Annotated in this window: 12 protein-coding genes and 5 pseudogenes; 14 read left to right on the top strand and 3 right to left on the bottom strand. The window is 69.7% G+C overall.

All coding sequences use genetic code 11. The features are described 5' to 3' along the window. The 7 genes and pseudogenes from ASD18_RS21190 to ASD18_RS12355 form a co-directional block, all read left to right on the top strand. A pseudogene (locus tag ASD18_RS21190) lies at positions 1-195 on the top strand (hypothetical protein); the annotation flags it as partial. 25 nt (positions 196-220) lie between these two features. Next, the gene (locus tag ASD18_RS12375) at positions 221-421 is read left to right on the top strand and encodes a hypothetical protein (RefSeq protein ID WP_056091229.1); all 201 of its coding nucleotides are present in this window, start codon (positions 221-223) and stop codon (positions 419-421) included. A gap of 2 nt (positions 422-423) precedes the next feature. Then, complete coding sequence (locus ASD18_RS12370) at positions 424-816, top strand: TadE/TadG family type IV pilus assembly protein (RefSeq protein ID WP_200938547.1); 393 nt, start codon at positions 424-426, stop codon at positions 814-816. Further along, on the top strand, positions 813-1,241 hold the full coding sequence (locus tag ASD18_RS12365) for a TadE/TadG family type IV pilus assembly protein (RefSeq protein ID WP_056091226.1): 429 nt from the start codon (positions 813-815) through the stop codon (positions 1,239-1,241). The genes ASD18_RS12370 and ASD18_RS12365 overlap by 4 nt, the downstream gene beginning before the upstream one ends. Continuing rightward, positions 1,238-1,693: a pilus assembly protein TadG-related protein gene (locus tag ASD18_RS21775; RefSeq protein ID WP_056091223.1), complete on the top strand. Its 456-nt coding sequence runs from the start codon at positions 1,238-1,240 to the stop codon at positions 1,691-1,693. The genes ASD18_RS12365 and ASD18_RS21775 overlap by 4 nt, the downstream gene beginning before the upstream one ends. Next, a pseudogene (locus tag ASD18_RS21865) lies at positions 1,690-2,717 on the top strand (LysM peptidoglycan-binding domain-containing protein); the annotation flags it as partial. The gene ASD18_RS21775 and the pseudogene ASD18_RS21865, both read left to right, overlap by 4 nt. Position 2,718: 1 nt before the next feature. Next, positions 2,719-4,749, top strand: a pseudogene (locus ASD18_RS12355) (hypothetical protein); the annotation flags it as partial. A gap of 217 nt (positions 4,750-4,966) precedes the next feature. On the opposite strand, the gene ASD18_RS21075 reads toward ASD18_RS12355, so the two are convergent. From ASD18_RS21075 to ASD18_RS21860, 3 genes and pseudogenes are all read right to left on the bottom strand, one after another. Next, on the bottom strand, positions 4,967-5,359 hold the full coding sequence (locus ASD18_RS21075; protein ID WP_162251741.1) for a PH domain-containing protein: 393 nt from the start codon (positions 5,357-5,359) through the stop codon (positions 4,967-4,969). 95 nt (positions 5,360-5,454) lie between these two features. Next, a complete protein-coding gene (locus tag ASD18_RS12350; RefSeq protein ID WP_056091219.1) occupies positions 5,455-7,842 on the bottom strand; it encodes a hypothetical protein in 2,388 nt (795 codons plus the stop codon). A gap of 117 nt (positions 7,843-7,959) precedes the next feature. Further along, a pseudogene (locus ASD18_RS21860) lies at positions 7,960-8,325 on the bottom strand (PA14 domain-containing protein); the annotation flags it as partial. Positions 8,326-8,646: 321 nt separating this feature from the next. On the opposite strand from ASD18_RS21860, the gene ASD18_RS12345 reads away from it, so the two are divergent. From ASD18_RS12345 to ASD18_RS21570, 7 genes and pseudogenes are all read left to right on the top strand, one after another. Continuing rightward, positions 8,647-8,958: a DUF6112 family protein gene (locus ASD18_RS12345; RefSeq protein ID WP_056091216.1), complete on the top strand. Its 312-nt coding sequence runs from the start codon at positions 8,647-8,649 to the stop codon at positions 8,956-8,958. Between the two features lie 494 nt (positions 8,959-9,452). Next, positions 9,453-10,154 carry a hypothetical protein gene (locus ASD18_RS12335; protein WP_082573840.1) on the top strand — a complete coding sequence of 234 codons (702 nt, stop codon included), beginning with the start codon at positions 9,453-9,455 and terminating at the stop codon, positions 10,152-10,154. A gap of 372 nt (positions 10,155-10,526) precedes the next feature. Further along, positions 10,527-11,378: pseudogene (locus tag ASD18_RS21855) on the top strand (SCO6880 family protein); the annotation flags it as partial. 38 nt (positions 11,379-11,416) lie between these two features. Further along, positions 11,417-12,139 (top strand): SCO6880 family protein, encoded by a 723-nt coding sequence (locus ASD18_RS21850; protein WP_056091205.1) that lies wholly within the window; start codon positions 11,417-11,419, stop codon positions 12,137-12,139. 164 nt (positions 12,140-12,303) lie between these two features. Then, positions 12,304-13,440, top strand: coding sequence for an ATP-binding protein (locus ASD18_RS12320; RefSeq protein WP_235522348.1), 1,137 nt, complete (start codon positions 12,304-12,306; stop codon positions 13,438-13,440). 5 nt (positions 13,441-13,445) lie between these two features. Further along, a complete protein-coding gene (locus ASD18_RS12315) occupies positions 13,446-14,543 on the top strand; it encodes a DnaB-like helicase N-terminal domain-containing protein (RefSeq protein WP_156387956.1) in 1,098 nt (365 codons plus the stop codon). 473 nt (positions 14,544-15,016) lie between these two features. Continuing rightward, positions 15,017-15,389: type IV secretory system conjugative DNA transfer family protein (locus tag ASD18_RS21570; protein ID WP_235522347.1), on the top strand; the 373-nt coding region annotated here is incomplete at its 3' end.

Raw genomic sequence — 15,389 nt, 5'->3', positions numbered from 1 at the left:
GCCGGCCACGACGGCGCCGCCGTCTACGCGACGTTGCGCGCCCGCGCTGCCTCGCTGCGCACCCAGCTGCTGGCCACCTCGACCGCCAAGGCCAATGCGGCCTCCGAACACATGGTCGTGCCCGTCTCCCTGCTCGGCCTGTGCTTCATGGCCCTGCTCGGCTACCCCGCCTTCGTGCGGATCCTGCTCASCTGACCCACCACCGAACGGAGCACCCGCGATGAACACCCTCCTGCTGCTGGCGTACCTCAACGCCTACCTGACCACCGCCCGGCACCACGTCCGCGAACGCGTCCACGACGACGTCGGCGCGTCCACCCTGGAGCTGGTCATCATCATCCTGGGCCTGATCGGGGTAGCCGGGGTCCTGGTCGTGGCGATCACCGCGGCCGTGCAGCGCCGCGTCGACCAGATCACCTGACCATGCCCGACCGTCGCGAAACTGGGTCGGCCAGCATCGAGTTGGTCATCCTCTTCCCCGCCCTGCTGCTCCTGGTGACCGCCTTGATCCAGTACGGGCTGTGGTTCCACGCCCGCTCCCTGGCACTGGCCGCCGCCCAGGAAGGGGTCGCCGTGGCCCGCGCCTACGGCTCGACTCCCAACGCCGGACGGGACACCGCCCTGACCTTCGTCCGCGACCACGGAACCGACACCCTCACCCAGGCCGATGCCGTCGCCTCCGTGCCGGGGCCAGGGCACGTCCAGGTCGTCGTCACCGGACGGTCCCTGTCGGTGCTCCCGGGCGCGCCGGGCATCGCGGTGCGTCAGTCCGCCGACGGGCCGGTCGAACGGTTCACCTCCACGGAGACGCCATGAACCCGCTCCTTCGCCGGCGGGAGGACCGCGGGTCCGTCACCCTCGAGCTGGCCATCATCACCCCGGCGCTGATCCTGCTCCTCGGGACCCTTGTGCTGGCCGGTCGGGTGCAGACCACCGCCAGTGCCGTCGAGCAAGCCGCACGCTCCGCCGCCCGGGACGCCTCCCTGGCCCGCACACCGGACGCCGCCCGCGCCGCCGCCCGAGCCGCGGCCACACGCGAGCTGGCCACCACCGCGTGCGTGGCCACCGCAGTCGGCCTGGACACGACCGGGTTCGCCGCACGCGTCGGTCAGGACGGCGTCGTCACCGCCACCGTCACCTGCACGGTGAACATGGCCGACCTCGCCGTCCCCGGCCTGCCCGGGGTTCGCACCATGACAGCGCAGGCCACCTCCCCCCTGGACAGGTACCGCACCCGATGAACACCCTCACCCACCGCCTGCGCACCGCCACAGGCGCCGATCCCGAGGCCGGATCCGTCACCGTCTTCGTGGCGATCAGCGTCCTGGGGCTGCTGCTGCTGATCGGGCTGGTCGCCGACGGCGGGGCCAAGCTGCGCGCCACCCAACGCGCCGACTCCGTGGCCGCCGAGGCCGCACGCGCCGGCGGCCAAGCACTCGACGTCCCCGGCGCCGTCTCCGGCTCCGGCACCCGGGTCGACCGCGCCCTCGCCGTCCAGGCCGCCACGACCTACCTGCGCCAGAGCGGCCACACCGGGACGGTCACCGTCAGCGACGACCGCGCCCGCCTGGTCGTCACGGTCACCGACACCGCCCCCACCGCGTTCCTGTCCCTGATCGGGATCTCCACCCTGACTGTCACCGGGCACGGCGAAGCGCGCCTCATCGAAGACATCACCGGAGGTGGCCCATGACCACAACCCTGCCCCGCACCCACCGCAGGGCCGAGATGCTGCACGCCCTGCTCGCAGCGCTGCTGCTGGTCCTCTTCGTCGTGGGTGCGCCCGCGGCACTGGTGGCCCTGGCGCCCCTCTACCTGCCGGACACCCTCCCGACCTGGGCCCAGCTCGGCCACTCGCTGAGCTCGCCCGATGACGGATCGCTGCTGATGCTCATCCTGGCAATCGTCGGATGGGTCGCCTGGGCAGCCTTCACCATCAGCGTCGTCCTCGAGATCGTCGCCGGCATGCGGCGGATCTCGACCCCCACGATCCCGCTACTGGGTTCGGCCCAATGGGCGGCGTCCCGCCTGGTCGCCTCAGCCGGGATCCTGCTTGCGGTCACCACCACGGTCGCCACCCCCACCCCGGCCTCCGCGGCACCGGCCACCGTCAGCGCCGCGCCCAGAACGGTCCAGCCGCACACCACCGAGCCGCCGCCGACCGCCCGGCACGCGGCCACACCCACACCCGCAACCACGTCCAGAGCGGCACCGCCGGTGAACCTGCCCAGTGTCGTCGTGCAGCGCGGCGACACCCTATGGGACCTCGCCGAACACCACCTCGGCGACGGCGTCCGCTTCACCGAGATCAGCGCCCTGAACCTCGGACGCCCACAACCGGACGGCCGCGCCCTGAGCGACTCCCACTGGATCTACCCCGGCTGGACCCTCCTACTCCCCGCCGACGCCGCCGGACTGAACGCGGCACAGCCGGCATCGACCAGCTCAACTGAAGCCGCTGCGGTGAACCAGGTCGTCGTCGAACCGGGCGACAGCCTGTGGACGCTCGCCGAAGACCGCCTCGGAGACGGCGACCGGTAYCCCGAGCTCTACACCGCCAACGCCGGCAAGCCCCAACCGGACGGTGGCGCCCTGACCGACCCGAACCTGATCGAGCCCGGTTGGCGACTCGACCTCCCGGTCGACGACACCTCGAGCCCCGCCGTCGCGCCGCCGGGGACCGTCCCGTCCGGGGTGCCCACCACGCCGGAACCGGANGGTTGGCGACTCGACCTCCCGGTCGACGACACCTCGAGCCCCGCCGTCGCGCCGCCGGGGACCGTCCCGTCCGGGGTGCCCACCACGCCGGAACCGGARCGCCACATGCCGGGCGCTGAGCCACCGACCGAGCCCGCCGCGAAGGTCGCGTCGCCCACGGCCAGCGCCACGCCAACCGCGGTGCCTGAGGCCGTCCAGGAGACCGCAGCACGGCGGGGCGATGACGCAACCGACACCGGCCGCCGGGCACCTCTGTTTGTTGGCCTGACGGCGCTGGCCGCCGCGGGCATCGTCGGCGAGCTCAGCCGCCGACGCCACCTGCAGCACCGCGCACGACGCGTCGGCGAATCCATCCCCATGCCCGCCACCGACAGCGAGCCGGCGGCCGTCGAGCAGGCGCTGCGCCACGCGAGCACCCCGGTCACCCTGGCCCACCTCAAGGCAGCCCTGCAGAACATCGACACCCGCTGCTACACCGCCGAGCGCGACCTGCCCCGGATCACCGCGATCAGCCTCGACGAGCACACCCTGACACTCCACCTACAAGGCGACGACGCCGAACCCATCCCACCGTTCAGCGCCGCCGGCAGCCGGTGGGCCGCGTCGACCAGTGACATCGCCAGCGATCCGCTGATCGAGGACGCTCACCGATCCGAGCCCTACCCCGCACTCGTCCCCCTCGGTCACACCGAGGACGCAACGGTGCTCCTCAACCTCGAAGCCGCCGGAACCCTGAGCATCGTCGGCGACGACCAGGCGGCAGACGACGTCCTGCGCGCACTCGCCGTCGAGATCATCACCAGCGACCTGACCGGGCGCATCGCTCTGGTCGCCGACGAGTCCTTCGCCGAGCTGGCCGCGGCGTTCGAACCCGCACGCATGCACAGCACGCCCGACCACACCCGAACACGAAAGGCTCGCGCCGAGGCCATCGCGGCCGCCCTCGACGACAGCGGCCTCGCCGACACACTCGAAGCTCGCTCCGACCGGATCCTCGAAGACACCTGGCTACCCGTCATCTACCTCGAACAGGCACTGAGCCCGTTGCCGACGAGCCAGCCATGGACCGGGTCCGCGCTGATCACACGCGCACCCACCGCCGGCTGGACGCTCACCGTCACCTCCGACGGCACAGCCGTCCTCGACCCCCTAGGCATCGCGCTGCACGCACAGCGCCTCAGCGCGACCGACCTCCAGCACGTGACATCTCTGCTCTTGACCGCACAACCCCCTGTCGTAGCCGGCCTCGGCACGGCACGGGAAGCCCGCGGCGCGGACTCGCCCGATGCCCACGACACCGCCCGGGCCATGCGGGAGGCGTCCAGCAACCACGCGAAGACCATCCAGCGAATCGAAGGAAGGGTCCGCGTCAACGTCCTGGGACCCATTCAGATCGACGGACTCGCCAAACTAGAGTCGACACCACCGCCACGCGCCACCGAACTGCTCGTCTACCTGGCGCTGCGCCGCACCGCGACGGGACACGAGCTCGACGAGGTCTTCTGGCCCGGGAAGCGCGACGTCACCGGCACCCGCAACACCTTCGTCTATCGCACGCGCCAACTCATCGGCGACGAGGCGTTGCCAACCATCCGCCGCGGTGAACCCCTGCGAGTGACTGACGACGTCCTGACGGACTGGGCCATCTTCCAAGAACTGACGTCCGCGGCCCTCGCAACCGACGACGAACGACTGAAGAACCTCACCGCAGCGATGGAACTCGTTCGCGGACGTCCGTTCCTCGGGATCGACGACGCACACTACGCCTGGGCCGAGCACGACATCCAAACCATGGTCAGCGCGATTACCGACGCTGCCCATCTCCTCGCTCGGGTCCATCACGAGGCAGGCCGGTACGCAGACGCCGTCGAAGTCGCCACCCGCGGCCTACTCGTCGAGCCGCTGTCCTCGCTCCTCCAGTTGGACGCACTCGAGGCGCTCGCGGCCCGCGGCGACCGAGAGGAGCACAGCCGACTACGTGCCCGGTTCGAGTCACGGCTCGCCGAACTCGAGCCTGATGCGGACCTGTAAAGCCGCCTGTGCGAAACGCGCGTGCGGCGCATTCCGCAGCGCGGGCTAGAGTCGCCCGTTAGCAACGCTACCCTAATTTCCCAGTCCGTCCGACCGCGACACAAACCTACTTGGGTCAAACCGAGCAATCCTCGCGACGTCGCGTCAGAGATAATCCCAGCTCTCGCCGCAACAGGGGGCGGCAACTTTCGCCCAAAACCGCCTTCTGCTGACAGCACTATGCCAACGGCGCGCTCGCGAGCCCGCGGCGAATAGCTTCGGCCTGTCGCGCCATTCTTGACTCTTTAAGGCGAGCGGTCGTGGAGTATCCAGCGAGGTTAGTGAGAACCACTTCCTCGCCATCAAGAAGAGACAACGTCGGCGCTTTGGCGGAGAAGATAAAGCCGTCGGTGTCGGTGATCGAAACTCTGTCGATATTAGACCACGCGATTGTTTGCTTGCGGAAGAACGCATGATTCACGACTCCCTCTGGAGCGAGGGTTACGCGCAAGAACGGAAATCTCAGCATTGGCGGGACAGCCAGTACTGTCAGGACCGCGCCCACGACGAGGTCACTTCCAGTGCCGTACGCAAAAGTCGACACGCCAATCGCGAGAGCGAGCAGGGTCAAGCACCAGCTCACAAGATGCCATGGCGCCCAAAGTGTCTGGCTACGGCGAGTCTCATGCATCTCAGCCTCGTCCCCGTTTGATTGTTGACCACATCTTAGCGCACCCTTCCTTGCGCCTGAGAAAAGATGAATCCAGGCGCGCTCGCGGCGGCTAGTGTCATGTTCTGAACTGCCGAGTTGCGCAGGACGCCAAACACGCTTCCTCCCGCGAGCTTCTTCCACGCCTCAGTGCCATCTCGCAAAGCTCTTGGTCGGATCCAGCCGGTCAGCCTGTCGTACTTTGCCAGCTCAGCCGCTGTGCGCAGCACGCCAAAGCCCAGTCCGGTCATAACACCATCCGCCACGACACTCCTCCAGGCTGACCTTGTGTAGCGACTCTCGGTGAGCTTCTGTTGGCTCCTGATGGCATAAGCGCCATCCTGGAGCGCCGCGCATGAGAGCGTCCCTGCACCAGGTACGAGGCAACCCACGGTCGCGCCTATCGTCGCCAGCGTCCCGCGATTCTTCAGTATCCATTTCCCGGCTTTTTGAAAGAAATTCTGGCGCTGCCCGTCGAGGTCGAATCCGTTGATTGGGTCGACGGGATAGACGTAGTCATTGTCCACGCCGCCTTCGACCGAATCTACGGAGAGAAACCGTCCGAGCGCCGGCAGGAACACCCTTGCGCCCATCTCGATTGCCGCCAGGGAACCAGAGTGTTCGTAGGCCTTCTGGTGCTGTCCGACCCAACTCAAGTCGAAGTCGCCGGGCGAGTTGTTGGGCACGGCGTCATCGGCGACAGTGGTACCAATTGGACCGGCGACCGAGTCGATGGGCTGACCGAAGGGGTCGTAGCTAGCCAACTTGCCAGTGCGAGCACCTGCACTGTTGGCCGTGGCGATGATGTCGCCGTGAATGTTCGGATAGGACCACGTGGTGGTTCCCGCGGCGGGTGCAAAGCTGACCACGACGCCGCCTGGCAATGCGAGTGTCCGCTGGGTGACGACGTTCGTCTGGTCCATCGTCAGGTCGGCGGTGTCTCCTGGGCCGGTGAACCCGAACCGAATGGTCTCGTCTGCGCTGTCGCGTCGCACGATCCGGTCGGACGCGTCGCGGAGGTACGTCACGGTGGTGAGTCCGGCTGTGGTGCTAGCGTGCCGGCCCGCCGAATCGAAGCCGAGGGTCTGGTCCGCCAACTTTGTGGTGTTGCCGCCCTTGTCGTACTGCAGGCTTGTCGAGTCCAGGCTTGCTTCATTGACGGGGGACCGTCCCGCGTTAGCGGGTTCGGCCTTTGTGGAGATGAGCCGGTCCGCGTTGTCGTAGCAGTTGCTGGTTTCGTACTTCACGCCAGCGAACGTGTCGGCGTAGCTGGTCCGATTTCCGTTGCGGCCAGCCCACTGGTCTGCGCATTCGGGTTGGGCGCCGAATGAGTACTGGAGTTTGTGACCCGGGATGACGGCGGTGATCAGTCGCCCTGCTTTGTCGTACGCGTAGGACGAGCCGGCCACGCTCGCGCCGTCCGTGACCTGGGCGGTGAGGATCCGGCCACTTTGGGATCGCACGACGGTGTCAGTCAGGGTGGCCGACCCGGCGAAGGTCGTGGCGAGCTTCGTGATGGAGCCTGTTGTTGCCCGGGTGATCGCGATCGCGGTGCCGTTGCCAGCCTCGCCGCTGCCTGCGGGGTAGGACACCGACATGAGGTCTGGCCCGTTGCCGTAGTCCAGTTCAGCGATGGTCTTGCCGCCGTCGGTGAGCGAGTGCCCACCGTCGATGACGGTCTTGATCCTGCTGTCGTTGTCGTAGATCAGGGCACCCATGTAGGTGCTAGTTGCACCAGCCGTGGTGACCGTTGTCGTCGACATGCTCGGTCGACCGGCGTTGTCATACTCGGTTTCGGTCGTCACGCCCCATACGTCGGTGTATGAGGTGACCCGGCCCAGCAGGTCGATTCGGGTCGTCACAGTGCCGCCGTTTGGTGAGCTCACCTCGGAGTCCCGCACGCTGGTCGTCAGGGGGTCGCGGTCGACCTTGTAGTTGTTGGTGACGGTCCGGCCGTCGGGGTAGGTCGTCTCGGTGACCCTTCCCCGCTTGTCATAGGTGGTGCAGGTCCACTTGGTGTCGTCGCCGGAGGTCCAGGTGCCGATGGTGCGGCCGTACTGGTCGTAGACGACCTTCGACTCGACTGCAGAACCGACCGCCGGCGCCGGCAGCTTGTTCGACTTGAGCAGACCTGTCGGCTTGGCGCCCGCCGGGACGACGCAGTTGCCTGGTTGAGGATCTCCGACCGAGTAATAGGCGTAGGTCGAGCCGTGGTCCACAGTCAGCGTCCCCGCGGCCGACGCGGCGGGCAGCCACCGACCCACGCGTCGGCCAAACCCTGCCCCGAGCGATTCGTAGGCGGTGGTAGTGGTCAGCGCCAGGCCGGTCGGGTCCTCAGTGACGGTGACCGGCTGACCCAGCCACGGGCTGGTCCCGTACCCCGTCGCCGTGGTCTGGGCCGCCACTGCATCTAGTAGGACGGTAGGGGATCCCACCGGCACTGAGGCCGGCGCGGCGTCGTCGACAGTGGTGCTGGTTGCAAGGCCGTAGTCCGGCTCCAGAGCTGTGTCGGGGACCGGTCGGGTTGTGAAGCTCGGTCCGGACCAAGAGATGTCGAGCCACCCGGGTCCGCCGGTGTTGGCGTAGTCGACGCGGATACGAGCTGGTCCGGGTGCCGTGCGCGACACGCTGACTGTGTTGGCACCGAGGTTTGGCGGGGCGACGACGCGTTGGTCGTCGATCCAGATCTTGACCTGGTCATCGGCTCCGGCGGTCAGGGTGTAGTCGCCCGCATCGGGGAACTGGATGATCCCGGTAAGCCGCGCGCTCCAGGGGGCGCTGGTGATAGCAAGGCGGCAACCACGCCACCACGAACACCCAATGCCCAACCTGCACGCACCACCGCAACCGCCCCTGCCCGCTATAGCGCGGTCCGCAGCCGCACTCATCTGACCGCGGGCTGCGCGAACGCGCGCCTCAGCGGAAGTGCGTGGAACATATCGAGACTCCGGCCGTGCCGATCACGAAAACAGCATTCCCGCGATTCGACACGGCCACTTCACCCGTTCGGGCCATCCGACATCAGCGCCGCGTAGCTAGATGCAGATCTGCCGGGACGCCGACCCGCGATCGAGCCGAGACTCTCAGCTCCCAGATCTCGTTGGTTTCCAGCCCTGCCTAAGCCTCTCGGGGGTTGCGCAGTTGCGGGCGCACCTACGACCAGGCGGTGCCGACGACCGGTCGGTGCCCGTGGATCCGCGGGGTGCGATATGGGACACGCGTCGAACATCGTCAGCAGGATCATCGGTGCCGACCCAGGCATCAGCCCGAACGAGGACGGTTTGCCGGGCCTGGCCGTCGTCAAGCAGATGGTCGGGGCGCTGCTGACCTGGGGGCTGGTGGCCTGCGTCGCGGGCCTGGTGATCTCCGTGATCGTCTGGGCGGTGGCCCGCCAGCAGGGCAACTACGGGGCCGCCTCGGGTGGGAAGACCGGTGTGCTGATCGCCGCCGGCGGTGCCCTGTTGATCGGTGGGGCGAATGCGATCGTGGCGTTCTTCTCCGGCCTCGGCGGGATGATCTGAGATGCCGGTCCCGGCATTGGACGCCTGCATCGGGCCTGCGGCAGCCGTCTGCCAGTCCGCGCAAGGTGCCGCATCCGACTACGTGCTCGGCGGGCTCGGGGGGGCGTTCGTCGGGGGCGCGGAACAGATCAGCCAGCTCGCGCTAGCCGCGCTGAACTCGAGCACCTCGATCGACCTGAGCGTCGGCTGGTTCCGTTCGAACGTTGCCGTCATTGCTGCCATCGCCCTGCCGGTCGTCGTCGGGCTGTTCGTGGTCCAGGTGCTGACGTCGGTCCTGCGCCACGAGGCTGGCGGGCTGGTCCGGGCTGTCGTTGGCGTCGCCAAGGCGATGCTCGGCGCCGCGCTGGCCCTTGGCATCACCCAGCTCGCGCTGACCGCCGTCGACGGGATCTGCGAGTACATCGCTTCCTCAGCAGGGCTGACCGTGACGGAGGCGGCCTCTCAGTTCTTCGACTTCTACGCCCTCGCGTCCATCTCCCGCTTCCTCAGCAGGGCTGACCGTGACGGAGGCGGCCTCTCAGTTCTTCGACTTCTACGCCCTCGCGTCCATCTCCCCTGCGCTGCAGATCCTCCTCGGTTTGGCCCTGATGCTCGGCTTCGTCCTGTTGTGGGGCGTCCTGCTGTTCCGCAAGGCCGCSCTGGTTCTCGTCGCTGTGTTTGCTCCGATCGCGTTCGCTGGGTCGACGTGGGATCAGACCCGGGTGTGGACGCGWCGCTGGCTGGAGATCGTGGCGGCCTTGGTGTTCTCCAAGATCGTGATCGTCGTGGCKTTCGTGGTCGGCGCCTCCGCGTTCACCGGCTCGGGCCCGACCGGGCCCGGGGTAGCCGCGACGGAATCGGCAGGCGGCGTCGCCGGGCTTTCGGACGCCCTGGTGGGGATATTGCTGCTTGCGATCGCCGTGTGGGCACCGTGGCTGACCTGGCGGTTCGTGCACTGGTCGGGCATGGAAGCGGCYGGCGTCATGCAYGCCAACGTCGCAGCGAACCCGATCAGCAAGACAGCACGTGGTGCGGCGACCACCACCCGTTACGCCGCGCAGCAGGCTGTGATGTCGACGGTGACCGGGGGGATRGGCAAGGCAGTCCGTGGCGCCGGTGGGGCGACGGCGGCCTCACGCSGCCYTGCAGCGGGTGGACCACCCCAGCCGACGCCTCCCCCACCGMCCCCGGTCCCTGACCGAGGCGGTGTCCGATGACCTCGCCCGAGACCGGCCCGGTCGCCTCAACCGTGCGGTTCGGTCGCCTCGAGCACCGCGTGGTGCTGTTGGGGCTGTCGATGGCGCAGCTCGCCGTCGTGGGTGCCGCGTTCGTCGTGGCGGTGGCCGCCGTGTTCTCCGCGGGCGCTGCCGGGTTCGCGGTCACGGCACCGGTCTGGTTGACCCTGCTCGYCGCAGGGACCGTCACCATCGCCGGCCGGCCGGTCGTCGGATGGGTGCCGCTTCTGGCGCAGTGGCAGGTGCGCAAGCTGTCCCGGGCGACCACAGCGGTCACCCCCGCCGCGACCAAGAGTGCGCCCGACACCCTCGTTCTGCCGGGTCTNCCCCGGTCCCTGACCGAGGCGGTGTCCGATGACCTCGCCCGAGACCGGCCCGGTCGCCTCAACCGTGCGGTTCGGTCGCCTCGAGCAGCGCGGGTTGCTGTTGGGGCTGTCGATGGCGCAGCTCGCCGTCGTGAGTGCCGCGTTCGTCGTGGCGGTGGCCGCCGTGTTCTCCGCGGGCGCTGCCGGGTTCGCGGTCACGGCACCGGTCTGGTTGACCCTGCTCGYCGCAGGGACCGTCACCATCGCCGGCCGGCCGGTCGTCGGATGGGTGCCGCTTCTGGCGCAGTGGCAGGTGCGCAAGCTGTCCCGGGCGACCACAGCGGTCACCCCCGCCGCGACCAAGAGTGCGCCCGACACCCTCGTTCTGCCGGGTCTSGCCGGTCACCTTGATCTGGTCCGGTGCGATGCGMTCGGTGCGAGCCTCGTGCTCGATCGGCACGCGGGCGTGATCTGCGGGGTGCTGAGGGTCACGGGTGCGGGATTCGTCCTGGACGACCCCGCWGCGCAGGAGCACAAGGTGGCCGGGTGGGGGCGGGTRCTGGCGGGGCTGTGCCAGCAGCCGGCGATCGTGCGCGTCCAGCTGCTTGCCCGCACGGTCCCTGGCGGTCTGGCCCCTGCGCGTCGGTGGTGGCGCGATCACTGCGCCTCCCCCACGACCGAGCTGTCGATCGCCCTGGCCGGACTGCTCGACAGCGGGTTCGTCCAGCCGCATGCCCGCGACACCCTCCTGGCCGTGGCGCTGCGTGCGCCACGACGTCACCGAGCCGTCACCGTCGCCGACATCGCGATCGTGACCAAGCACCTGGAGGCGGTCGCGTCGTCGCTGGTCGGCGCGAACCTAACGCCGGCCGGGGGGCTCGACCGTGACGACCTGGCTGCCNGTTCGTCCAGCCGCATGCCCGCGACACCCTCCTGGCCGTGGCGCTGCGTGCGCCACGACGTCACCGAGCCGTCACCGTCGCCGACATCGCGATCGTGACCAAGCACCTGGAGGCGGTCGCGTCGTCGCTGGTCGGCGCGAACCTAACGCCGGCCGGGTGGCTCGACCGTGACGACCTGGCTGCCGTGGTGCGTTCCGGCTACGACCCGCAGCCCGCCGCACGCACCGAAGACACGTCGGTGAGCTGGGTCGGTCCGATGGGTGTCCACGAGTTGTGGTCGATGCTGCGCACGGACAGCTCGGTGCACGCGACGTACTGGGTGGCGGAGTGGCCGCGCAGCCAGGTCCACCCCACGTTCCTGCAGTCCTTGCTGCTCGGGGAGGCGACGCCCCGGACCGTCACGTTGATCGCCGAGCCACTGGCTACCGCGCGGGCGCTGCGAGAGATCCGCCGCAGCAAGGCCGAGCACATCGCCGACGCCGCTCAGCGCGCCCGCATCGGCCAGGTCGAGGCCCAGAGCACGCTAGCGGAAGTCGACGATCTCGAACGCCGTGAGGCCGAGCTCGTCGCCGGTCACGGCGACCTACGGTTCACCGGGCTGATCGCCGTCTCCGCGACCAGCGAGGCCGAGCTTGAGGAGCGGTGCGCCGCCCTGGAGACCGCCGCCGCCCAGGCGATGTGCGAGGTGCGGCGGCTGTTCGGTCAGCAGGGTCAAGCGCACCTGGCCGCAGCACTGCCGTTGGCGCGGGGTGTGCTGTGAGCGGCGCGCGCACGTCGACGTTCCGCCGCGCTGCGGGGCGATACCGCAGCGGCCCGCGACTGCGGTTGCCGGCCCACCGGGCCTCCTCGGCTACCTTGGCCGGTGCGTACCCGTTCCTGGTGCCACCGCCGTGCGACATCGGCGTGCCTGTGGGGCAAGACGCTTTGACGGGCGGGCCGTTTTGCTTCGACCCCTGGGCGCTGTACAGCGCAGGCGACCTGACGAACCCCAACCTGCTCCTGGCCGGCGTGATCGGGCAGGGCAAGTCAGCACTGGCCAAGTCCCTCGCAATGCGGTCCATCACGGCCGGACGTGCCGTCTACGTGCCGGGCGACCCGAAGGGCGAATGGGCACCGGTCGCTCAGGCGGCCGGCGGCACCGTGGTGCGCCTCGGTACAGGACTGCCGGCCCGGCTCAACCCACTGGACGCCCCGGACGGCCCGGAACCCCACGGGCCACGGATTCGCCTGCTGGCTGCCGTCGCCGCCCTGACGGTCCACCGAGAGCTCGCCGCCGCAGAGCACGGTGCCCTGGACGCAGCCCTCGCCTCGGCCGAGCGTCGCAGCACACCGACGATCGGTGACGTCCTCGACGCGCTGGCCTCTCCCGACGCCACGTCTGCACGCGCCGACGGCGTCCGCATCGAGGATCGGTCGGCGGACGGCCGAGATCTCGCCCACGGTCTGCGACGCCTCGTGCGCGGCGACCTCGCGGGCCTCTTCGACGGTCCCTCGACCGAACGGCTCGACCCGCGCGCACCGATGGTCGTCCTGGACCTGTCACGCCTGGGCTCCGACGAGGACGCACTGGCCCTGGCGATGACGTGCGCGTCCGCGTGGCTCGAGGGTGCGCTGCTGGCGTCGACCGCGAAGCGGTGGGTCATCTACGACGAAGCCTGGCGGGTGCTGCGACACGTCGCGCTGGTGCGCCGGATGCAGTCGCAGTGGAAGCTCTCACGCGCCCACGGCATCGCCAACCTCATGGTGCTGCACCGCCTGTCCGACCTGGACGCCATCGGCCAACACGGCTCCGAGGCCCGCTCTCTGGCCCAGGGGCTGCTAGCGGACTGCTCCACCCGCGTCATCTACCGCCAGGAGTCCGACCAGCTCTCCGGCACTGCCTCCGCACTTGGCCTGACGCGACCGGAACGGGACCTGCTCCCGGTCCTGCCCCGCGGGACGGGGCTGTGGAAGATGCCGCACCGCACGCACGTCGTGCACCACGTCCTGCACCCCGCCGAGGTCGACGTGGTCGACACCGACTCCGCCATGCGCGACCACACCGAACCCCACGAGAGGTGACCACGATGAACGACGACGACATCATCCGACTCGCCCAGCAAACCACCCTCGGCTCCGTCATGCTGCAGCCGGCGGCCCTGGATGAGATCCAGCGGTGGCTGCGCGCCGGCGACTTCGCCGACACGTGGCACTCCGAGGTGTTCACCACCATGCTCGAGCGGCGCGCCGCAAACGAGTCGATCGCGCCCCAGCCGATGGCCGACGCGCTCACCGAGCGGCTCGGCACCCGCCGGGCCAACCTGCCCCGGCTCGCGGACCTGCTGCACGTGACCCCGCCGCACCCCCACGCCGTCACCTACGCGCGAATGGTGCTGGACGGCGGACTGCGTCGAGAGATCGCCGGCACCGGCGTGCTCCTGCGCGCCGCCGCCGTCCGGTGCGCATCCGATCGCATGTCACGTCCGATCTTCGCGACCTGCAATGTCGTGGATGCTGCGATGGACTGTGCCGAGGCGCGCTGGGCGAAGGCCACCGGCCAGGCTCACGACGAGGTCGTTGTCCCCCTCGCGATGCGTGCCGTCATGCGGAACACCGAGGCGCGCATGGGTGCCGACAAGTACCTGAGCGCCCACCCCGGCCGCGACGCCGGCTCCGAACGCCGCAACGTCATCGCCCTGATCGGCGCGCTGATCGCCCAGCCCGACCACATCCGGGACGTCGCCAAATGGCTGGCACCTGCCCGCATCCCCGATCCCGGGTGGCGCGCCGTCTACGGCACCCTCATCGAGCGCGCCGAGCTCGAGCAGCACGTCGACATCGTCACCGTCGCCTGGGCCACCCGAGCGCACGCCCACCACGAACCGGGGCTGCCTGGACTGTCGCAGCTGCGGGCCGCCGTGGACGACGGTTGGTCCCGGCAGCTCGGGCCTGCGATTCAAGCCGTCGCCGGCGACCAAGTGCGCCACCTGGCCGACGCCGGCGCCGCGCAGCTCGTCGCTGGCGCAACGAACCCCGGCGTCCTCGTCACCGACCTGGTCGACACCGGGCACCTCCTGACTACTGCCCTGCGCCGCACCGCCTCCGCCCTGCCGATCGAACCGGCGCGCTCCCCCGCAGCGACCGCTGCAGTTCGCACCCAGCAGATCGAATCGGTCTCGCGATGAGGCCCACCCACCACGCCCCGCGCCCCGGCACCGCGGGCGACTCCGACATGACCACCTGGGCGATGGCACTCGGGGCTGCCGTCCTGGTCCTGTCCGCCATCCTCTGGTCGGGGGCGGCACTGGCCTGCCTCCTGACCGGCCGCACGCCACCCACGGCCGGACTCCTGACCGCCCTGCGCGCACTCGCGAACCCGACCGACCCAGCATCGGTGTGGCCCCACCCGTCCGCGATGCCTGGTCCCGTGGCGTACTGGACCGGCACCGCCCTGGCCACCGCCGTCTGGGTCGGCGTGACGTGGGGAACCTGGCGCGTCTGGCAACGCGTGGCCACGAACCACCGCGGGCACACCGGTGCATTGCGCAATCTCCCGGGGATGGCCGCGCCGAGTGACGTGCACGCCGCCGCGGGCCAGCGAAGCCTGCGCACCCGCGCTCCGGTCGTGCGCCCGNGTGCATTGCGCAATCTCCCGGGGATGGCCGCGCCGAGTGACGTGCACGCCGCCGCGGGCCAGCGAAGCCTGCGCACCCGCGCTCCGGTCGTGCGCCCGTCCCTGGACCGGTCTGCGGCACCACACCAGGTTGGCTTCCGCCTCGGGCASCTGCGCGGCCGSGACCTGTGGTGCACCGTCGAGGACTCCGCCCTGCTGGTCGGGCCACCGCGGATGGGCAAGGGCCTGCACGTGGTCATCCCCTGGGTCCTGGACGCCCCCGGCCCGGTCGTGGCCACCTCCACCCGACCGGACACCCTCGCCGTCACCCTGCGAGCTCGACGAAGCCGTGGGCCGGTCGCCATCTTCGATCCGCAACGCCTCGCCGGCCTCCCCGGCGGCCTGACCTGGTCACCGG

The organism is Cellulomonas sp. Root137 (genome assembly GCF_001426725.1).
In the GTDB taxonomy this organism is placed as follows: domain Bacteria; phylum Actinomycetota; class Actinomycetes; order Actinomycetales; family Cellulomonadaceae; genus Cellulomonas.
Note: the sequence above shows the minus strand (reverse complement) of the source record. Positions and strands in the feature narration are given on the sequence as shown.